The 21510-nt window shown below is 66.9% G+C and carries 9 protein-coding genes and 3 rRNA genes; 7 read left to right on the forward strand and 5 right to left on the reverse strand.

Translation table 11 applies throughout. The features are described 5' to 3' along the window. Window positions 1-46 precede the first annotated feature (46 nt). Window positions 47-2581: a WD40 repeat domain-containing serine/threonine protein kinase gene (locus VT85_RS04430; protein WP_068411080.1), complete on the reverse strand. Its 2535-nt coding sequence runs from the start codon at window positions 2579-2581 to the stop codon at window positions 47-49. Between the two features lie 217 nt (window positions 2582-2798). Here VT85_RS04430 and clpX point away from each other — a divergent pair, with 217 nt between their 5' ends. Both clpX and VT85_RS04440 read left to right on the forward strand, forming a co-directional pair. Further along, window positions 2799-4076 carry an ATP-dependent Clp protease ATP-binding subunit ClpX gene (gene clpX, locus VT85_RS04435; protein ID WP_255376980.1) on the forward strand — a complete coding sequence of 426 codons (1278 nt, stop codon included), beginning with the start codon at window positions 2799-2801 and terminating at the stop codon, window positions 4074-4076. Window positions 4077-4086: 10 nt separating this feature from the next. Next, entirely contained in the window at window positions 4087-5823 is a 1737-nt protein-coding gene (locus VT85_RS04440) for an amidase (protein ID WP_068411086.1), read from the forward strand. 61 nt (window positions 5824-5884) lie between these two features. On the opposite strand, the gene VT85_RS04445 is transcribed toward VT85_RS04440, so the two are convergent. The 3 genes from VT85_RS04445 to VT85_RS04455 all read right to left on the reverse strand — a co-directional run bounded on the left by VT85_RS04445 (window position 5885) and on the right by VT85_RS04455 (window position 12549). Then, the gene (locus VT85_RS04445; protein WP_068411089.1) at window positions 5885-8431 is read right to left on the reverse strand and encodes a bifunctional YncE family protein/alkaline phosphatase family protein; all 2547 of its coding nucleotides are present in this window, start codon (window positions 8429-8431) and stop codon (window positions 5885-5887) included. A gap of 324 nt (window positions 8432-8755) precedes the next feature. Next, entirely contained in the window at window positions 8756-10078 is a 1323-nt protein-coding gene (locus tag VT85_RS04450; protein WP_068411092.1) for a DUF1552 domain-containing protein, read from the reverse strand. Between the two features lie 110 nt (window positions 10079-10188). Continuing rightward, window positions 10189-12549: a DUF1592 domain-containing protein gene (locus VT85_RS04455; protein WP_068411094.1), complete on the reverse strand. Its 2361-nt coding sequence runs from the start codon at window positions 12547-12549 to the stop codon at window positions 10189-10191. Window positions 12550-13876: 1327 nt separating this feature from the next. On the opposite strand from VT85_RS04455, the gene VT85_RS04460 reads away from it, so the two are divergent. The 5 genes from VT85_RS04460 (at window position 13877) to VT85_RS04480 (ending at window position 20665) form a co-directional block, all read left to right on the forward strand. Next, window positions 13877-15399, forward strand: a 16S ribosomal RNA gene (locus VT85_RS04460). 791 nt (window positions 15400-16190) lie between these two features. After that, window positions 16191-18994, forward strand: a 23S ribosomal RNA gene (locus VT85_RS04465). 227 nt (window positions 18995-19221) lie between these two features. After that, a 5S ribosomal RNA gene (gene rrf / locus VT85_RS04470) occupies window positions 19222-19329 on the forward strand. The 16S, 23S and 5S rRNA genes sit together here, the layout of an rRNA operon. A gap of 295 nt (window positions 19330-19624) precedes the next feature. Next, window positions 19625-20008, forward strand: a complete 384-nt coding sequence (locus VT85_RS04475) for a VOC family protein (protein ID WP_068411097.1) — start codon at window positions 19625-19627, stop codon at window positions 20006-20008. 45 nt (window positions 20009-20053) lie between these two features. Continuing rightward, entirely contained in the window at window positions 20054-20665 is a 612-nt protein-coding gene (locus VT85_RS04480) for a UbiX family flavin prenyltransferase (protein ID WP_068411101.1), read from the forward strand. Window positions 20666-20799: 134 nt separating this feature from the next. Here VT85_RS04480 and VT85_RS04485 read toward each other — a convergent pair whose 3' ends face one another. Beyond that, a complete protein-coding gene (locus VT85_RS04485; RefSeq protein ID WP_068411104.1) occupies window positions 20800-21507 on the reverse strand; it encodes an ABC transporter ATP-binding protein in 708 nt (235 codons plus the stop codon). Window positions 21508-21510 lie beyond the last annotated feature (3 nt).

The following is a 21510-nucleotide window of genomic DNA, read 5'->3' on the forward strand; positions in this document are numbered from 1 at the left end:
TCGGTGTTCTCCCCGATGTCGGAGTTTTTCCCGAAGTTGGCCGCGGCTACTTGACGGGCGGGCCTCCCAACTCGTGAAGGCGTCGGCGCATCTCCCAGCCGGCCAGGGAGTCGAGCGGGCGCACCACGTCGCCGGCGTCCAGGTCCAGGTCGACGGCGATTCGCACCCAGAGGCCGATCCGCTCGGCATCGCCGGTCGCCGGCTCGGGCGGCTTCCACGATCGGACCGAGCCGTCGGCGCAACCGGCGGCCAGGCGGCGGCCGTCGGGCGAGAACGCCAGGACGACGACGCGGCCTCCCTGGTCCAGCGGCGGGCCGACGGCCAGCCCGGAGGCGACGTCCCACAACCTGACGAGGCCGTCGCGGCCCCGCGTCGCGATCAGCGAACCGTCCGGGTGGAACGCCACCGGCGCGTCCTTGCCGTCGTGGACGAACGGCTCCCCCCTCATCGTCCCGTCGCGGGCCGACCGAATGTGACCGTCGCCGAACTTCGAGACCAGGACGATCACGTCGCCGGTCGGACTGAACCCCGCCCAGACGATCTCGTCATGGTATGGCTGCTCGATGAAGGGGGAGGCGTCCTCATCTCCCCAGATGCGGATCAGGCCGTCGCGGCAACACGTGAGCACCCGGTCTCCCGCGGGGTGGACCGCCATCGCGGTCAGCGGGGCGGGGTGGAGGCGGGGACGATCGCCCCAGCGGCGGTCCTCGGATTCCCAGGACCAGACCTCGCCCGCTTCGCTCGCGACGACGACCCGCGACCCTCCCACGGCCAGGCCGCTTCGCCTGCCGAAGCCGAGCGGGCCGGATTCGTCTGCCAGGGCTTCGCCCGTCTCGGCGTCTCGAATCCAGGCCCGGACGCCGGGATCGAGGATCGCCCGGAAGGCGCCGTCGACCGACTGGTGGAGCATGGCGACGGCCGCGCCGAGGTTGTTGGACTCGCCGAGCGGCTCGCTCGTCAAGGCGTCCCAGCGCCGGACGACGCCCCCTTCGCAGCCGCTGAAAAGTCGCCGGCCGTCTCGCGTGAACTCCAGGGCCCGAATGGGGCGGGGATGGACCATCTCCGGCCCCAGCGGCGTCCCTCGCGAGACGTCCCAGATCCGTGCTACGCCGTCGGCCGTGGCCGTCGCCAGGCGTCGGCCATCGTCGCTGAAGCGGAGGGTTCGGATCTCTCCCACCTGGGGGATCGTCCGCTCCAGATTCCGGCCGCGGCGGTGCCAGGCGGCGAGGCTCGCGCGGATGCCCCGGTCCCGTTCCGACGGCCCGTGTTCCAGGGCTCGCGCCAGCCAGAGCATCCCTTCGCCGTCTCGTCCCCGATTGAAGCAGGTCGAGGCCCGCTCCAGGGCGAGTCTCGATTGCGAGTCGCGGACCTGCTCCATCGCCTCCTGCTGTTCGTCTCGATAGCGGATCGCCGCCAGCCAGGATTCCAGGGCGTCGGCCATTTCCAGCGGGGAGGCGTAACGGTCCAAGGGGCGAGCGGACATGGACCGGAGGCAGATCGCTTCCAGGCCGGCGTCGATGTCCTTGCGGAGCCGCCTGGGCGACGGGAAGATCCCGCGACTGACCTGGACGAGCATGGCCTCCACGTCGTCGCCGACGAACGGCGGGCGGCCGACGAGCAGGTAGTACAGGGTCGCGCCCAGGCCGTAGACGTCGCTCGCCGGGCCGATCCGGTCGGGATCTCCTTCGGCCTGTTCCGGGCTCATGAACTGAGGCGTGCCGATCGCGGACCCCGGCCGGGTCATGTACGGCAGGTCCTTCACGGCGGAGCCCTGGGCGAAGTGCGGGGACGCCGGCTCGGGGGAATCGAGGGCCTTGGCGATCCCCCAATCGACCAGCAGGGTCTCGCCGAACCGGCCGAGCATGATGTTCTCCGGCTTGACGTCGCGGTGGACGACGCCCCGGCTGTGCGCATAGCCGAGCGCGAAGCAAACCTCGACGACGCTTCGGAGCAGGCGACGGAAGCTCAGCTCGCGCTCTTCGGGCCGGGCGGCCTTCCCGGTCTGGTGGAATCGGTCGACGGCCGCACGGAACGTCTCTCCTTCCACCAACCTCATCGCGTAGAAGGGACGACCGTCGGGGTGCCGGCCGAGTCCGTAGACCGGGACGACGCCCGGATGTTCGAGGCGTCCGGTGATCTCGGCTTCCTGGAGGAACCGGAGTTGGCTCATCTCGTCGTGAGCGTACCGTGGCTGGAGTTCCTTGAGGGCGACCCGGCGATCAAGCTCGGTATCGAGCGCGGCGTAGATCTCGCCCAGGCCGCCGCGAGCGTGTAGGCCGAGGATCCGGAACCGGCTGGGGGGCGGATCGGCCGCGCCGGCGTTTCCGGTCGGTAGGGGAGGCCCCGCGTACGCCACGGTCTCGGACGTCTGGCCGACCGTCAAGCCGCCGATCGGATCGCCGCTCAGGCGGGCGAGATCGGCGTCGACCAGGCGGCCGTGCGCGCGGAGGACTTCGACGAGCGTGGCGGCGGGCTCGCGTTCCCAGACCTCGAAGGCCGCGAGCAGGCTTGCCTGGTCGATTAGGCCGTCGCGGAGCGCACGGAGCCCCAGGGCCAGGTCGGTGTCATCGCGTCGAGGCACGGCGAAGCTCCCTGTTGCGGCCGCGGCGGGTCACACGGCCGGATTCACGAACCCCGAGGCCGGTCGCCGATAAGTCGAAGGTCGTCGGAAGTCGAAAGTCGGGCGGACTCTCCGGGATCGCGGCGTCGCCGTTCCTCTAGGAGACGGCCGCCCGAATATGAGACAATCGCGGCCCGGAAAAGCCCGTACACCACGCGAAGGGATGAGTTCGAAGATCATGAGTGAAGGCAGTACGCCCGCCGGGCCGATCCCGATGGCCTGCGACTTTTGCGGACGACCCGCCTCCGAGGTCGGGCCGATGATCGAGGGGAAGGCGCTCCAGCCGATCGCGCCGGATCATGGGATCGCCCATATCTGCAGCCAGTGCGTCGAGGTCTGCGAGGGGATCTTCCAGCAGCACGAGCGCGCCAGGGTGCAGATCGACAAGGTCCCCACCCCGCGCGAGCTGGTCGCGCACCTCGATGATTACATCATCGGCCAGGAGAATGTAAAGAAGACGTTGGCCGTCGCCGTCGTGAACCACTACAAGCGCGTGCTCGGCCGCGAGGTTACCGACCCCGACCTGAAGGACGTCGAGGTCGCCAAGAGCAACGTGCTCCTGATCGGCCCCACCGGCTGCGGCAAGACGGCCCTGGCCCAGACCCTGGCCCGTCGGCTTCACGTCCCCTTCGCCATCGGCGACGCCACGACCCTGACCGAAGCCGGATACGTCGGCGAGGACGTCGAAAACCTGATCCTCAAGCTCGTCATGGCGGCCGACTACGACATCGCCGCCGCCGAGAAGGGGATCATCTACATCGACGAGATCGACAAGATCGGCAAGACCAGCCAGAACGTCTCCATCACCCGCGACGTCTCCGGCGAGGGCGTCCAGCAGGCGATGCTCAAGCTGCTGGAAGGGACCACCGCCAACGTCCCGCCGCAGGGGGGCCGCAAGCACCCCGAGCAGCAGTACCTCCAGGTCGACACGTCCAACATCCTGTTCATCTGCGGCGGAACCTTCGTCGGCCTTGAAGAGATCATCGCCAAGCGGCTGGGCCGGAAGATGATCGGCTTCGGCCGGGGCGAGGCCAACGACAAGGAACTCGAGCGCAACGAGCTGGTCTCCCAGGTCACGCCCGAGGATCTCGAACGCTACGGCATGATCCCCGAATTGATCGGTCGACTGCCCATCATCGCCACCCTGGACCAGCTTTCGATCGCCGACCTCGCCCGGATCCTCACCGAGCCGAAGGACGCGCTCACGAAGCAGTACCAGGTGCTGTTCCACCTCGACGGCGCGAAGCTCGAGTTCACCGAGGGGGCGATCCACGCCGTCGCCGAACTCGCCAAGGCCCGAGGCACCGGCGCCCGGGCGCTCCGCTCGATCATGGAAAACCTGATGCTCGAAGTCATGTACGAGCTTCCCGAGCGCGACCCCGGTCAGACGTACGCGATCACCGACCGGATCGTCCGCAAGGAAGAGAAGCTCTTCGAGGCGGTCGCGAAGCCGTGAGGCGACGAACATGAGCCGGAAGAGCGTCGATCCCGAGGAGGGACCGCGCGGCGAGACGCGTCTGCGCCGCCGCGCGGTGTTGCAGGGGTTGGCGGCCCTCGGCTTCGCCGGTCCCGTCGTCCGACGCGCCCTGGCCGCGCAGGCTGTCGACAAGGGGGCCGTCTCCCCGGAGATGGTACGCCAGGCCGAGTGGATCGCCGGCGTCGAGTTCACCGACGCCGAGCGCGCCGAAGTGGCCGAGTCGGTCGCTTACAGCCTCCGCCGATTCGAAGCCTTGCGCAAGGTCGAGATCGGCTACGACGTCCTCCCGGCGATCCAGTTCAACCCCGCGCCGGGCCTCGCGCCGGGCGCGACCGTGGAACGCAACCGGGCCGTCCCGATCGCGACGACGCCGATCGAGCGCCCCGCCGACGAGGAGGAACTGGCGTTCCTGCCGGTCTCGCGCCTGGCCGAACTCGTGCGGTCCCGCAAGCTGACCTCGGTCGAGCTGACGAAGCTCTACCTGGGCCGTCTCAAGCGGTTCGATCCGCTCCTGAAATGCGTCGTGACGCTCACCGAGGATCTGGCGCTCCGGCAGGCGGCCGAGGCCGACGCCGAGATCGCCGCCGGTCGCCATCGCGGCCCGTTGCACGGCATTCCCTGGGGGGCGAAGGACCTCATCGCCCATCCCGGCTATCCGACCACCTGGGGCGTTCCGCAGTTCAAGGACCGCGTGATCGACGTCAAGGCGACGGTCGCGGCGCGCCTGGAGGAGGCCGGCGCCGTCCTCGTGGCCAAGCTCAGCATGGGCGCCCTGGCGATGGGCGACCGCTGGCACGGCGGCATGACCCGGAGCCCCTGGGACCCGCGCCGGGGATCGAGCGGGTCGTCGGCCGGGTCGGCCTCGGCGGCGGCGGCCGGGCTCGTCGGCTTCGCGATCGGCAGCGAGACCCTGGGGAGCATCATCTCCCCTTGCCGGGCCTGCGGCGCGGCGGGCCTGCGCCCGACCTTCGGCCGGGTGAGCCGCCACGGCTGCATGTCGCTGTCATGGACGATGGACAAGATCGGCCCCATCGCCCGGTCGGTCGAGGACTGCGCGTTGATCCTGGACGCGATCCACGGCCGCGACGGCCTGGACCCGACCGCCGTCGACAGGCCGTTCGCCTGGCCTCCCGCCGGCGATGTGGGAAAGATTCGGATCGGCGTCCCGTCGATCGACGGCAAGCCCGCGGACGATCGCGCCGAGGTGAGGACGCTCCGGGCCCTGGGCTTCGAGATGGTCCCCATCGACCTGCCGACGGACTATCCGCCCTGGGCCGTCTCGCTGATGTTGAGCACCGAGGCCGCCGCCGTGTTCGACGAATTGACGAGAACTCATGTGAGCGAGGGCCTCAACGAGTGGCCCGAGACGTTCCGCGTCGGCCAGCTCACCCCGGCCGTCGAGTACCTCCGCGCCGCGAGGGTTCGAACGCTGCTGATGCAGGCGATGGACCGGGTCTTCGATAAGGTCGACGTGTTCCTCGGATGGGGGGGCGTCGACCTGACGATCACCAACCTGACGGGCCACCCCTCGGTGATCTTCCCCGCCACCCTCCGCGACCGCGAAGGCCGCCCCGCCCCCACCACCATCACCCTGACCGGCCGCCTCCACGACGAGTCCACTTTGCTCGCCGTGGCGCTCGCCTGCGAGGCCGCGGTGGCCGATCCCGGCCGACGCCCTCCGCTGGAAGCCTACCTGGCCGCCGAGGCCCCTCGCGCGACCTCCTGAACCGACGAGTGGTCGCGCCGCGCCAGGGATGTCCCGACGCGGCGGCCGTTGGTGCGATCGTTCAATCGTCGTCGTCGTCACGCTCGGGCTTGGGCAGGACGAAGGCGGCGCGGACGGGGGGCGGCATGACGGAGTCGGCCCCTCGGACGGCCTTCCAGATGATCTCGTTGAAGACCAGGTCGTCGGCCTTGTCTTCCTCGTCGAGGTCCAGCTTGAGCGACGCCTCGGCGCCGGGGGCGTCCGCGGCGTTGAGCTGGTTGATGTCGATCCGCGCGGGGACGTGCTGGAACGGGGCGGCGTCGGGCTGTTCGGTGAACGCGGCCCACATCGGACGGGCGGCGGCGTCGAACTGGCTCATCGGGTCGAGGCCGAGGATCAGCTCCATGGTGCGGAGCATAGACGAGGTGGAGTACATCGTCGAGTCCACGGCCTTCCGCTTGATGTACGGGCTGATCGCCAGCGCCACCGTGCGGTGGGCGTCGACGTGGTCCGACCCGTTCTGGGCGTCGTCCTCCACCACGAACACGGCCATCTCGTTCCAGAACTTCGAGCGGCTCAGGCCCTCGACGACCCGGCCGAGCGCCAGGTCGTTGTCGGCGACCATCGCCTGCACGGTCGGGACGCCGGGGCGGGTGCCCGAGGTGTGATCGTTCGGCAGGCGCATCACGATCAGGCGGGGCAATTCCCCCTTCTCCTCGAACTCCTTCAACTCGACCAGGAACCGGTCGGCCCGCTTCTGGTCGGGGACCGTGAGGTCGTATACGGGGTAGTGCGGGTCGAAATGCTCCTTGAGCGATTCGATCTTCGTCGTCATCACTCCGTCGGCGCCCTTGGAGACGAACTCGCCGTAGGAGCGGTAGGACACGCCCTTCTCCCTGGCCTTGTCCCAGAGATAGCCGCCGGAGGGGAAGGCGATCTCGAGCTTGCCCTCGGCGGGGTAGGGGACCCGGCGGTCGCCGCGATAGCCGAGCGGCCAGGTCCGCTCGACGAAGTCCGTCGCGTAGGCGCCCATCGTCCATTCATGGCCGTCGGCGCTCACCTCGCCGTCGACGTAGAAGTTGTCGAGCAGGACGAATTCGCGGGCCAGGGCGTGATGGTTCGGGGTGATCTCCTCCGGGAAGAGGCAGAGCTTGGCATCGCCGTTCCCCTCGGGCATGTCGCCGAAGATCTGGTCGTAGGTGCGGTTCTCCTTGATGATGTAGACGCAGTACTTGATGGGCGAGGGGTCTCCGACCTTGCCGGGGATGGGGTTGCCGGCCGGCGGCTTCGGGCCCGACGCCGTCGCCGACCCTTCGGCGGCCAGCGGGCAGCATTCGTACACGGTCTTGGTGTACTGCGCCATCTGCTTGGGGTTGGGGATGGGGAGGGTGGAGAGCGTCCCCCTCATGAGGCCGCCGATGTACTCGCGGATCGAGGGGGTCGCGATCCCCGGGACGGGCCCTTCACGATTGGACCTGGACGAGGTCCCCTTGCCATTGACGATCCAGAGCGACTTCCCGTCTCGAGACGTCCGCACGGAGGTCGGATACCAGCCGGCGGGGATGAATCCCAGCGGGGCGCTGCGGGCCGGATCGGCGATGTTGACGACCGCCACGTCGTTGGTGTTGGCGTTGGCCACGAACAGGAGCGACTCGTCGGGCGTGGTCGCCAGCGAGTTCGGCGTGCCGCCCGACGGGGCCTTGGGGTGGATCGCGGTGCCGATCGTCGCCAACGGGCGCCCGGCCTCGGCGTCGAAGACGCTCACCGTGTTGCGGTTGGCGTTGGCCACGAACAGGAACCGCCCCCCCTTGGCGGCGAGCATCTCGTTGGGGTGCTCCTCCGTCTTCCACGACCCGACGACCTTCCGCCCGGCCGTCTCGACGACGGCGACCTCGGCGCGTCCCCAGAGGCTGACGTAAAGCCTGCCCCGCGATTCGTCGAGCAACAGGCCGTAGGGATAGCTGTCGGTCGGCAGGGCGATCTCGGCGACGGCCTTCCCGGCGTTCAGGTCGACCTGAAAAACCTTGTGGCCGAAGGCGTCCGCGACCCAGAGCGACGCGCCGTCCTTCGACGGTGCAAGCCCTGCGACCGCACTTTTCGCCTCCTCGGCGCCGCGTCGGGAGCGGGGCAGGGGGGTGGTCGCATCGCCTTCCGCGGCCGCGGCGGACCCGTGCAGGGCGAGCGTGCGACGGTTCGAGAGCAATCCGTCGGCGTGGTCGAACGCGTAGACGACCCCGTCGAACCCGCCCCCCACGAACAGCTTCGCACCGTCGGCCGACCAGGCCATCCCGCCGTAGGTCTGCGGCACCGCCGCGCGACCGATCACGCGCCGGGTGGCGGCGTCGAGGGTGACGGCCTCATGCTCGCCGTAGCCGGCGTGGAGCACGGCCAGGACCGGTTGCGAGGGGTGCTCGGCCAGCAGGATCGGGAAGTCGCCGAGCGGCGTCTGACCTCCGGCCGGCTTCAGCGACCAGCCGTTCGGCAGCAGCACGGAGCCCGTGGACTTCACGCCCGGCCACACCACCTCCTCCGCTCGCGTCGGTTTCTCGGGGGCGACCTGCCCCACGACCGTCGCCGCGCTTCCCACGAGCCCCAGACAGGCCGCCAGCCGGATCATTCGTCGCATCATCTTTCTCCACCTTGCCATCGGTCGACCGACTCGCCGACCGCTCCGGCCGCATCGTAGCAAGCCGCGACGGCCCCGGCGCGTCTCGAACGCCGACTTCATCGGGTTTTCTCGATTCGATCCCAGGCCGAACATCTTCGGGCCGCGTCCCATCACGGCGCGGCCGGGTCGGCGAGCCTGTCCCGACGGCGCGAAAAGACGGCTCGGAAGAGGAGTCCTGGGAACTCCCCCCGAGCCGTGTTCGAATGCAAGGTCGGCCGCAAAGGGCCGATGTACCAGACGAGTCGCCCGGTCGGACGGAGCCCGGTCGGATGGCGTGGGGTCAGGTCAGGTCAGGTCGGAAAGCGGACCGTCGCCGCAATGGTCGGGGTTGCCGAACCTCTTGAGCTCGGTATGACCCATGCCGTGGGCGATCGAGAGCAGGAGCCGGTTGTGCGGCACCTTCTTGTACTTGAGCGACCGGCGCATTTTGAAGTCGAGGCCGTTGCCCACGAGGACGAACGGGATGTCGTCGAGCGTGTGCGAGTTCCCCTTGCCCAGCTCGTTGGTCCAGATGATCGTCGTGTTGTCGAGCAGGGAGCCTGGGCCGCCGGGCTCGGGCGTTTCGGCCAGCCGCCTGGCCAGGTAGGCCATCTGCTCGCAGAACCACGTGTTGATCTTGATCAGCTTCTCGACCGACGCCTCGTCGCTGTCCGGGTTGTGCGAGAGTTCGTGGTGGCCTTCCGGCACGCCGATCCAGTTCATCTTCGCCATGCCGACCGAGTTCGTGTACTGGAGCGTGGCGATCCGCGAGAAGTCGGCCGCGAAGCTCTGCACCATCAGGTCGATCTGCGTCTTGCTGATCTTGGGGATCTCGTCGTTGACCGTCTTGATGCCGGGCTCGAGCTCCGGCACGGGATGGTCCAGGCCGGCCCCGTCGTCGCTCGTCAGCTCCCGCTCCATCTCGCGGACGAAGGTCGCGTGCTCCTCCAGGATGCGCCGGTCTTCGACGCTCACGGCGGATTCGATCTTCTTGAGGTCCCCCTTCACGTCGTCGAGGATGCTCTTGAGGCTCTCCTGGTCCTTCATCCGGCCGTAGAGCTTCGAGAACATCTGGTAGGGGTCGTCGATCGGGGCGATCGGCTTGTTCGGGCCGTCGTAGACCATGCGGGTCCAGGTGTCGGCCCGCTCGGGCACCATTACGCCGAATTCGAGCGAGCCGAACCGGGTCCGCGTCGCCTCGTCGGCCTGGTACTTCTTCTTGATCTCCTGGTCGATCGAGAGCCCGCTGGCCCATCCCGCCGGGGTGTCGGAACCTCCCTGGATGTTGCCGGGGAACAGCTCGATCCCCGTCAGGAGGCAGCCCATCCCGCGCATGTGGTTGTCGCCGTCGCCCCGGACCTTGTCGCAGACCCCGTTCAGGATCAGCGTGCGATCCTTGAACGGCTCAAGCGGCGACAGGCTCTGCTTCAGCTTGAAGTCGGCCCCTTCCTCGTCAGGCCAGAACGCCTTCGGAATCACGCCGTTGGGGCTGAACATGACTACCAGCCGCTTCTTCCGCCCGGCCGTCCCGGCGAATCCCAGGCTCGGCAGGTTGAGGACGAAAGGCAGCGCCGCCGCGCTGAGACCGAGGTCGCGGAGGAACGCGCGTCGTGTTCGGGTCCGTGCCATGTCTCGTCTCCGTGAGGAACGTGGCGACGCATCGCCGGGGGGATGAACAGGTCGAATCGTTGCACGCTTCGCGCGAGTACGAAGGCGAAGTCGTCAGTACTTCCAGGGATTCAAGGCGTGGTCGCGACGCTCGGCGCGGCTTCCTGATTCTTGTCCGAGGCGCGGCGCGGGGTCAACGCCGACGCCGACATGACCTCCACCATCAACCGACGGATGTTGAAATCCTGCTTCTCGAACGCCGCGGTCAACGTCTTCAGCTCGTCGGGGCCGAACGCGTTGATCGGCTGCTTGACCAGATAGTGGAACAACTGCTGGGTGAACGCCGAGTGCGACTCCTCGGTTTCCCCCAGATACTTCGCGAGATCCTGCGGGCCGGTGAACGGGATCGTCTCGCCCGATCGCGAGTGGTATTCCCCCGTCGCGTCGATCGGCTTCCCGTTCTCCTCCTTGCGGAATCGGCCCACGGCGTCGTAATTCTCCAGCGCGAATCCCACCGGATTGATCATCGTGTGGCAGACCTGGCACGCCTTGGGGCTCGTTTGCAGGGCCACTCGGTCCCGGGTCGACAGGTCCGCGTGCAGGTCGGGAGCCAGCGGAGCGACCGCCTCGGGGGGCGGCGGCAAGGACCGGCCCAGCACGCCTCGGGTCAGGAAGACCCCCCGATGGATCGGCGAGCTCGTCGCCGTGTATGCGTTGCTCGCCATCAGGTACGGGTGCGTCACCAGCCCCGCGCGAGGCTCGTCGCCGAGCTTCACCTTCTGGAACGGCGCGTCGGCCGGCAGCGAGGCCCCGTAAAACTGGGCGAGGCGGCCGTTCAGATACAGCTCGTCGCCTGCCAGGAACCGGCGGAAATCCGATCCCTCCGACCACGCGACTTCCTCCAGGAACATCTCCAGCGAGGTCCGCAGGTCGCTCGCAATCGTCTCATCAAAGCCGGGGAAGAGCGTGGCGTCCTTCGAAAGATCGGTCACGCGGTCGACCTTCAGCCACTGGAGCAGGAACTCCCGAAACTTGGCCCTCGTCCGCAGGTCCTCCACCATCCGCTCGGCCTGTCCGGCCACCTGATCCCGCGTCTTCAGTTCCCCCTTGGCGGCGGCCTCCAGGAGCGCGGAGTCGGGGAGCGAATCCCAAAGGCCGAACGAGAGTCGCGAGGCCGCGTCGTAATCGTCGAGCGTCCCCGCTGGCTCCTGATAGAGGAACATCGGCGACTTCAAGCTCGCCAGGACCACCTTCTTGACGGCCGTTTCCAGGGCGACGCCCTCGCCGAACCGATGGTCCACATAGGCCGCCTTCTGCTCCTCGGTGAGCGGTCGGCGGAAGGCCCGTTCGACGAACTTGACGCAGAACTCGCGGACCTTCGCCTCCCGATCCGCCGCATCCGGCTTCACCTGGACGAGTTTGTCCAGCCGATCGGCGACGTACGCCGCGGTCTCAAGCGCCGCGTCGGTCGTGGCGTCGTCCCAGGCCTTGGAAACCGACGTCCCTCGCTCATACCCCATGCTCCGGTCGTCGGGCGGGAACGGGGTCTGGAGGACGAACAGCTCCGGGGTCTTCTTCGGCGAGAGGTAACGCGCCGTGATCGGCTCGACGACCGCCTTCGGACGCTTCCAGAGCAGCGCGATGGTCGCCGGGGTCGGCGGCGGCGTCACCTTCTTGCTGTCGTCGACGCCCTGCTTCCCCTTCGAGAGCTCCAGCCGGATCGGATAGACCCGACCCCCGATCAGCCGGACCGTCTCGCGAAACTCCGTATCGTCCCCCGACTTGACCCAACGGTCGATCAACGGTTTCTCGGTGTCGTTGACCCACAGCCTCGTCGAGTGCTCCGTCCGGACGACGAACTCGTAATCGCCCGTATCGGGCGCCAGCACGCCCCCCTCCCACCGGACGAAGAACCGATGACCCACCTCGTCCGAGTCCGGCAAGTTGACGCCGAAATCGAACTGCACCGTGGGATCGACTCGGTCGATGATTCGATCTTCCTTCTTCCAATGCTGGTGCGACTTGGAGTAAACCCCCTGCAACCCCTTGGGCCCGTCCCATTCCATCGGGCCGCGGAACGACCCGATGAGGTCGATCAGGGCGTTCTGATGCTGGCGCACCGTCAGGCGAGACAGCTCGATGCGGGCCGGCTTGTTGCGCGCCTGCGCGAGACTCGAATAGAACGCGCCGTGGAGATACGCGGCCACCTGATCGGCGTCCTCGCCGACACAGCTCCCCGGGTCGTCCTCGGGCATCGTCTTGCTGATGTAGCGACTCAGCTCCTTGACGGACTTGTCCCCCACCAGGGCGTAAGGATACTCCTCGCTCCCTTCGCCCGCCTTGCCGTGGCAAGAGAGGCACTGCTTCATGTAGATCGCCTCACCCCTCGAAGGCTCCTCCGCCCTGGAGAAGCTCCCGCCCCGCAGACCAAGCACGGCCAGGGCCACGACGATCGGAAGCAGACGCGCGAGCGAGAACTTGAAGAGTTTCATAGCGAGCCGACCCTGCTGTGGCGAGAGAAGGAAGATCGGGACCGACGTCGAAGGAGGACGTCGACACGCCGTCGCGGCAACCACGGTAGGACGAGGGCGGAGGCGAGGGCGGGGAAGCGGCCAGACCGTCGAATCCTCAAAAAAAATCGTCGGGAGGTCGAGGACCAAAACGACCGGCACCCAGAACAATCAACACGGTCGTCTTAGATACATTCAACAAATCTTGTACCACTCCCTTTGTACAAGACCTTGAGAGGTAAAGCAAGCCTCCCAGGTGATCAGGTGTCGCTCATAGGCGCAAAGGTGTGATGCGGTTGCATTGTCTCCATGAAGTTCCACCGGCTCTCTCGAACGTGGGAATCTCGGGCCAGGCGTCAATCACGTCCGCCCTCCTCCGTTGAGGAAGAGTCCATGATCGCCGTCGAACCACCCAGGAAGCCGGCCCTCAGACTCTTTTCAGAGGTTCCTCAAGGGGCCGGCAGAAGGGCCGACCAGAAGCTTATGGGAGAAGGCGCACCACAAAAGGTCGTTCGACGCACTATATTCGACGCACTATAAAGGAAGAAGGCGTCAGACCTATTGGTTTAGGCCCGGTAAACGTCGCCTTCCACTTCGTAGAACGACTCGGTACAGCGAGGAAGACGCTGGCAGGAAGCCGCGATTACCAAGAATATTCGATCTTAGGAACTGAGTTTAAGTCATTTCTCTTGAAGACGTTGCATGTCTTATCAAACTCGTTTTCGCAGTCGATGAACGGTGGGCTGTTGACCCCGAGCGATTCCCTGCTAATATTACCCCTGTCGAGACGAACGACGCCGAGACGAAACGAACGGCCGACCGAGTCGCCAACAACGACCAGGTCGGCCGAAAACGTCGAGTCGCGGCGGGGGGAGGCTCGGAAGGCGGGGGCTTCGGGACGGCCGCAGGGCCGGGGCGAAGCGGATCGCCGCTCTTTGACAATCCGGTCGATCGTGGAACGAGCCTCGCGTCGCAGGACGCGGGGCGGAGAGAACGATGCGTAGCGAGTGCGGGACGCGGGAAGGGGCCACCAGCCCCTCGGAACGCGTACCGCGGGCGAACCCTTGAGGGGAGCCGGCGTGCGGGATCGTCCCATCGGGACGTCGGAGGCCCAGGTCCTGGACCTCGCAACGACGTCGGGGCGGCCGCAAGGACCGGTGGCGCATCCGGACTCGCGGCCAGCCGTCACGCCTTCGGGCGGGGCGGGGGGTCATGAAGGACGGATCGCCGAGCATTCCTCAGACCTCTTCGAGGATGGGGACCGGAGATCGGGAAGGCCTCCTTCGGGGGGACGAACGGTCCGAGGACCATTGTGAAGGGTTTGATCCTGGCTCAGAATGAACGTTGGCGGCGTGGATTAGGCATGCAAGTCGCACGGGCCCCGCAAGGGGCCAGTGGCGGAAGGGTGAGTAAGGCGACGGCAACCAACCCCGAGGATGGGTATAGCCGCGGGAAACTGCGGGTAATCCCCAGCGATGCGAGGGCGTCGGCATCGACGCTTCGCCAAAGGATCCGTCCGCCTCGGGACGGGCCGTCGTGGTATTAGGTCGTTGGCGGGGTAACGGCCCACCAAGCCTTCGATGCCTACCGGGCGTGCGAGCGTGGCCCGGCACACTGGGACTGAGACACTGCCCAGACTCCTACGGGAGGCTGCAGTCGAGAATCTTCGGCAATGGGCGCAAGCCTGACCGAGCGACGCCGCGTGGAGGACGAAGGCCTTCGGGTTGTAAACTCCTGTCGAGGGGGAGAAAGGCCCTGCAAGGGGCTTGATCGATCCCTGGAGGAAGCACGGGCTAAGTTCGTGCCAGCAGCCGCGGTAAGACGAACCGTGCGAACGTTATTCGGAATCACTGGGCTTAAAGCGCGTGTAGGCGGATCGGTGCGTCGGCGCCTGAAATCCCCCGGCTCAACCGGGGAACGCGGCACGAAACGGCCGGTCTGGAGGGACGTAGGGGGGTCTGGAACTTCCGGTGGAGCGGTGAAATGCGTTGAGATCGGAAGGAACGCCCGTGGCGAAAGCGAGACCCTGGACGTCTACTGACGCTGAGACGCGAAAGCTAGGGGAGCGAACGGGATTAGATACCCCGGTAGTCCTAGCCGTAAACGATGAGCACTGGGTAGGGGGCTCGCCGATGGGCTCCCTGCCGCAGGGAAACCGTGAAGTGCTCCGCCTGGGGAGTATGGTCGCAAGGCTGAAACTCAAAGGAATTGACGGGGGCTCACACAAGCGGTGGAGCATGTGGCTTAATTCGAGGCTACGCGAAGAACCTTATCCTGGGCTTGACATGCAGGGATTAGCCGGCGGAAACGTCGGCGACGCCGCAAGGTGGAACCTGTGCAGGTGCTGCATGGCTGTCGTCAGCTCGTGCCGTGAGGTGTTGGGTTAAGTCCCGTAACGAGCGAAACCCCTGTGATCAGTTGCCAGCGCGTCATGGCGGGGACTCTGATCAGACCGCCGGCGTCAAGCCGGAGGAAGGCGGGGACGACGTCAAGTCATCATGGCCCTTATGCCCAGGGCTGCACACGTGCTACAATGGGGCGGACAAAGCGTCGCCAGGCCGCAAGGCCGCGCTAATCGCAAAAACCGTCCCTCAGTTCGGATTGCGGGCTGCAACTCGCCCGCATGAAGCTGGAATCGCTAGTAATCGCGGATCAGCATTGCCGCGGTGAATGTGTTCCTGAGCCTTGTACACACCGCCCGTCAAGCCACCAAAGCGGGGGGCATCCGAAGTCGTCGGAGCCGAAAGGCAGGCGCCGAAGATGAAACCCGTGATGGGGACTAAGTCGTAACAAGGTAACCGTAGGGGAACCTGCGGTTGGATCACCTCCTTTCTAAGGAAACTTGGAAAACCAAGCCGGGGACGCCGGATCGCGAAGGTTGCCGCCAGGCCTCCTTCGTCGGCCCCCACGGCTCGTCGGCGCCGCCTCGGACCCCGAGGAGACGCCCGTACGCCTGCTCCCCCCGAGGGTTTGAAAGCCGAAACCGCTCGCGCATCCGCCTCTCTCCATCACGCCGGGCCCCGCGCCCGGCCTTCCGGGTCCGCCTCAGGCGGCCCGGGGCCGCGATCGATCGGAACACGCGTCGCCCGCCCGGCCCCCGCCGGGCGGGTCGACGTTCCCACCCTCGCCTCCTGGACGCGGGGCGGGGCCGTCCTCTTCGAGGGACGGCCTCGCCCCCTGGCCAGGCGCCAGGGCCCGGGCGGCGGACGCAGGTCCGCCGGCCGCGAGCCTCTTTGACAATTCGGTGGTTGGTCGATACACGAATCCGGCCGCGGCCGGCCGCTTCGCCCCTCGGGGCGGGGGGGCCCCAAGCGGGGCGGATTCGACACGAGCCCCAACGCGGGTCGTGCGGTCGGCGTCCTCGGACGCGGGCCGCCACGCACCGGCGGGAAGGGCGAGTGGCATACTCCACTACAGTTTCACGCCGCCGCGACGCGAGTCGGGGCGGCCTCGAAGAACACGAACCCTTTAGGATCTGGATCGGGCCTTGGGCCGGCTCCCGCGTCGCGAGACGCCGGGGTCGAATCCCCTGTCCGGCTTGGCGAGGAATCGCGAAGCGAAGAATCGAGCGGCTGCCCGTCGAGAGGCCCGCGCCTTCCCAGGCGCGGGGGCCCGATCGGCGTGGTCAAGCCCCTAAGGGCGCGGGGGGAATGCCTAGGCGTCGTCAGGAATTCGGGCGTGGAAGGCTGCGATAAGTCCGGGGGAGCTGCATAACGAGCGTCGATCCCGGAATGCCCGAGGAACACCCGGGGAACTGAAACATCTCAGTACCCGGAGGAAAGGAAATCAACCGAGACTCCCTCAGTAGCGGCGAGCGAACGGGGAAGAGCCCAAACCGGACGGGTCACCGTCCGGGGTCGAGGGCCCGGAATCACGAGGAACCAACGCGAACCGAAGCCGTTTGGAAAATCGCGCCGGAGCGGGTGACAGCCCCGTAGGTGCAGCGGCGGTTCCTCATCCGGTCGCCCAAGTAGGGTCGGGCACGGGAAACCCGGCCTGAATTCGCGGGGACCATCCCGCAAGGCTAAGTACTCGACGACGACCGATAGCGAACCCAGTAGGGCGACCGAACGGTGGGAAGAACCCCGACAAGGGGAGGATACTGAACCTGAAACCCCGCGCCTACAAGCGGTGGGAGGCCTCTGACGCAAGTCGGGCTGACCGCGTGCCTTTTGCATAATGATCCGGCGAGTTATCGTGTCCGGCCAGGTTAACCCCTTCAGGGGGGGAGCCGCAGCGAAAGCGAGTCTGAACAGGGCGACTCAGTCGGGCGCGATAGACGCGAAACCAGGTGAACTACCCATGGGCAGGTTGAAGCGGCCCTAACCGGCCGTGGAGGACCGAACCCACCAGTGTTGAAAAACTGGGGGAGGACCCGTGGGGAGGAGTGAAAGTCTAATCAAACCTGGAGATAGCTCGTTCTCTCCGAAATGGCTTTAGGGCCAGCCTCGGGAAGTAACGCACGGGGGTAGAGCGACGGAATCCGTTTGGGGGCCTCCCCGGCTACCCATCGGAACCCAACTCCGAATACCGTGCGTCGGACCCCGGGAGTCAGAGCGTGGGGGATAAGCTTCATGCTCGAGAGGGAAACAACCCAGACCGCCGACCAAGGCCCCTAAAGCGACGCTCAGTGGCAAAGGAAGTGGGATCGCCGTGACAGCCGGGATGTTGGCTTAGAAGCAGCCACCATTTCAAAAGTGCGTAACAGCTTACCGGTCGAGCCATCCCGCGCCGAAAATGACGGGGACTAAGCGTCGTGCCGCAGTCGCGGATTCGCAAGAATGGTAGGAGAGCGTCGACGCCAGCGTCGAAGCGGCACCGGTGAGGAGCCGTGGAGCGGCGTCGAGTGCGCATGCCGGAACGAGTAACGACAAGACGGGTGGGAAGCCCGTCCGCCGAAAGCACAAGGTTTCCTGGGGAAGGTCAATCCGCCCAGGGTCAGTCGGGTCCTAAGACGAGGCCCAAGGGCGTAGTCGATGGGCAGACGGTTAATATTCCGTCACCCGGCGGGGAGGTTGAACGAGGGAGGACGCCGGAGGATTCTCGAGTCGGGGTGGTAGACGCCCCCGTGCCGCAAGGCCGACAGCATTCGATCTGGAAGCTCGAGAGAATCCGGCCGCGAAAAGCCCCCTCGGGACGATCCGCCGGCCCGTACCGCAATCCGACACAGGTGTGCCAGGTGAGAATCCGAAGGCGTTCGGGAGAACCCTCGTGAAGGAACTCGGCAAAATGACCCCGTACCTTCGGTACAAGGGGTGCTCCCTCCGCGAGGGGGGAGCCGCAGAGAATCGGCTCTAGCGACTGTTTATCAAAAACACAGGACTCTGCCAACTCGCAAGAGGACGTATAGAGTCTGACGCCTGCTCGGTGTCGGTAGGTTGAGGAAGGCGGTCAGCGCAAGCGAAGCCGGCGACCGAAGCCCCGATAAACGGCGGCCGTAACTATGACGGTCCTAAGGTAGCGAAATTCCTTGTCGGGTAAGTTCCGACCTGCATGAATGGCGTAACGACTGGAGCGCTGTCTCCACGAGGGACCCGGTGAAACTGTAGTCGTGGTGAAGATGCCACGTACCCGCGGTTAGACGGAAAGACCCCGTGAACCTTTACTGCAGGTTGGCACTGGTCCGATGCTCGTTCTGTGTAGGATAGGTGGGAGGCTTCGACCCGGCGGCGCCAGCCGTCGGCGAGCCAACGGTGAAATACCACCCTGAATGATCGTCGGCCCTCACCGGTACGCAGCCCGTACCGGGACCGTGCTCATCGGGCAGTTTGACTGGGGCGGTCTCCTCCCAAAGAGTAACGGAGGAGCGCAATGGTGCCCTCAGCCCGGTCGGCAATCGGGCAACGCGAGCGCAAACGTAGAAGGGCGCCTGACTGCGAGACCGATGGGTCGAGCAGGGACGAAAGTCGGCGTTAGTGATCCGGCGGTGCTGGATGGAAAGGCCGTCGCTCAACAGATAAAAGGTACTCCGGGGATAACAGGCTGATCTCCCCCGAGCGTCCCTAGCGGCGGGGAGGTTTGGCACCTCGATGTCGGCTCATCGCATCCTGGGGCTGGAGAAGGTCCCAAGGGTTTGGCTGTTCGCCAATGAAAGCGGTACGCGAGCTGGGTTCAGACCGTCGTGAGACAGGTCGGTCCCTATCTGCCGTGGGCGTAGGAGACTTGAGGAGCTTCTCCCCTAGTACGAGAGGATTGGGGAGGACCGACCTCTGGTGTGCCGGCTGTCGCGCTAGCGGCACCGCCGGGTAGCCAGGTCGGGACGGGATAAGCGCTGAAAGCATCTAAGCGCGAAGCCCTCTCCGAGATGAGGTCTCCAGCGGGCATGTCCCGCACAGGCTCCTGGAAGACGACCAGGTCGATAGGCCGGAAGTGCAAGGCGGGCGACCGCCTCAGCCGACCGGTCCTAACAGCCGAGCGGCTTGACCACCCCGATCCGTCCCCTCCGCACGCGGAGCCGGGCCCGGGTCGCGGCGGCTGCAAGATCCTCCGCACGGCGAGCCTCGCCGAAGTGAAACCGGCCGACTCCCGGTCCGGACCCCGGGTCCGTGATCCTCGAGATCGGAAGCTGGAGTGGACGAACCGCTCGCCTCGTGACGTATCGACCGACCCACCGAGATCCACGCCCGGCGGGGCGAAACCCCCGCCGGCCGTTTTTCCGGCGACCATACCGTCGGGGCCACACCCGTTCCCATTCCGAACACGGCCGTTAAGCCCGACGGGCCCATGATAGTGCTCAGGCGCGAAAGTCGGTCATCGCCGGAATCCCCCAGAGACGCCCCCGCCCCCAAGGCGGGGGCGTCTTCGTTTCGAACCCCGCTGCCCCGCCTCCGAACCGCACGGCACCCCGGCCCCTGGTTCTGCTGATCCGTTGCCGGCGACCCTCTTCTCGATCGTTTCCGGCGGGGGGGCGGTGGTCTCCACGCGATCCGAACTCGCAATCGGTGATCCGGACCCCTATATTGGCTGGCATGCCGCTCTCCCGGAATCGCTGGACGTCGTTTCCGGATCGCGGGGCGATTCCGGAATGGCGAGACCCTGTCCGCACGGAGAAGCCACCTTGGCGATCCAGTTCACCGAAGCGTTCGCTGCGATCGGGTCCGGAGACTTCGAGGCGTCGGTCACGTTTTACACCGCTATCCTCGGCCGCGAGCCCGACGTCCGCACGAATGATGTGCACGCGGAGTTTCACCTTCCGGGGGGATTTCACCTGGCGATCTTCAGGCCCCGGGCCGATGGGGCCGACCGATTTCGCAATCCCCCAGATCGGCAGGGCGGGCTGAGCCTGGTGTTTGTCGTCGCCGATGTTGAGAGCGCGGCGGTCGAGCTGGCGCGGTTCGGCGGCCCGTCTCCGAGCCCGATCATGCGGGGCTCGCACGGCCGGGAGATTTACGGCTACGACCCCGACGGCAATCGCATCATCCTGGTGGATCACGCCACCTGAACCCCCCCGATCTGCAAGGACGCCACTGGAGGGCGGGAGGACGTCATGAACGAGCGGCGACGGATCATCGTCGGCATCTCTGGCGCGACGGGCATCGCCTATGGCGTCCGGGTGCTGGAGTTCCTCCGCGCAGCCGGCGTGGAGACTCATCTGGTCGTCTCGAAGGCGGGCCACCTGACCCGCAGCTATGAGACGGATCTGTCGGCCCGGGACCTGGAGGGGATGGCGGACGTCCACTACCCGGCGGCGGACGTCGGCGCCGCGATCGCCAGCGGTTCGTTCCGGACGATGGGGATGATCGTGGCTCCGTGCTCGATCCGGACTCTGGCGGAAATCGCCTCGTGCGCCACCGCCTCGCTGCTGACCCGGGCGGCGGACGTCACCCTTAAGGAGCGGAGGCGGTTGGTCCTTCTGGTGCGCGAGACCCCGCTTCACGCCGGCCACCTCCGGGCGATGCTAGGCGCGACCGAGATGGGAGCCGTCGTGATGCCGCCGGTCCCGGCGTTCTACTCGCGGCCGCGCACGATCCAGGACATCATCGATCACACCGCCGCTCGCGCCCTCGACCTGTTCGACCTGGAGGTGCCGGGCGTCCCGCGCTGGTCAGGGAGGCCGGAAGCCGTCCGCGACGACTCCACCGACGACCTCGGTGGCTGATCGAGGCAGACCCTGTCGGCCAGGGGAAACAGGATCACGCCGCTGAGACCCCTTCGTACAACCGAGACGACCGTCTGTTGAGGAATGATCGCGGCGTCGTCAGGGATCGGTTCGTCGCCTGTTCCCCGCGTCCCTCACGTCGTCAAGTCCGCGGCGCTGGACGCGGGGGAGGGCTCGGGCACGCCTTTGACCCGTCCGTCCTCGATCTCCACGACGTTGTCTCCGGAACCGATGAACCGGCGGTCGTGGGTGACGATGACGAGCGTGGGGCCTCCGGCCTCCTGGCGATCGCGGAGGAGCTGGATGATCCGGGTGCCGCCGGCGCGGTCGAGGCTCCCCGTCGGCTCGTCGGCGTAGATTACGACCGGGTCCTTGATCAGGGCGCGGGCGATCGCGACCCGCTGTTGCTCGCCGCCGGACAACTGCCTCGGCCGGCGCTTCAGCCGGGCGCCCAGGCCGAGTTGCATGAGCAGGTCGCAAGCCTTCTCGCGGAGTTCGGAGGTGATTCCCAGCGGGATGTAAGGCAACAGGACGTTGTCGACCGCCGTGAGGTTGCCGATCAGGTTCAACGACTGGTAGACGAACCCCACGCGGTTGCGCCGGAATCCGTCGCGCTCGTCTTCGGACATGGTGGTGATGTCGTGATCGGCCACGCGGATCGTCCCCGACGTGGGGACGTCGAGCGCGGCGAGCAGGTAGAGCAGGGTGCTCTTTCCCGAGCCGGACGGGCCCACGATGAAGTTGCACGAACCGGCCGGGGCCTGGAACGTCACCCCACGCAGCGCCTCGACGACCTCGTCGCCGCTCTGGAACGTCTTGTGGACATCGACGGCGGCGATCATCAC

It is taken from the genome of Planctomyces sp. SH-PL62, from assembly GCF_001610895.1.
Classification (GTDB): domain Bacteria; phylum Planctomycetota; class Planctomycetia; order Isosphaerales; family Isosphaeraceae; genus Paludisphaera.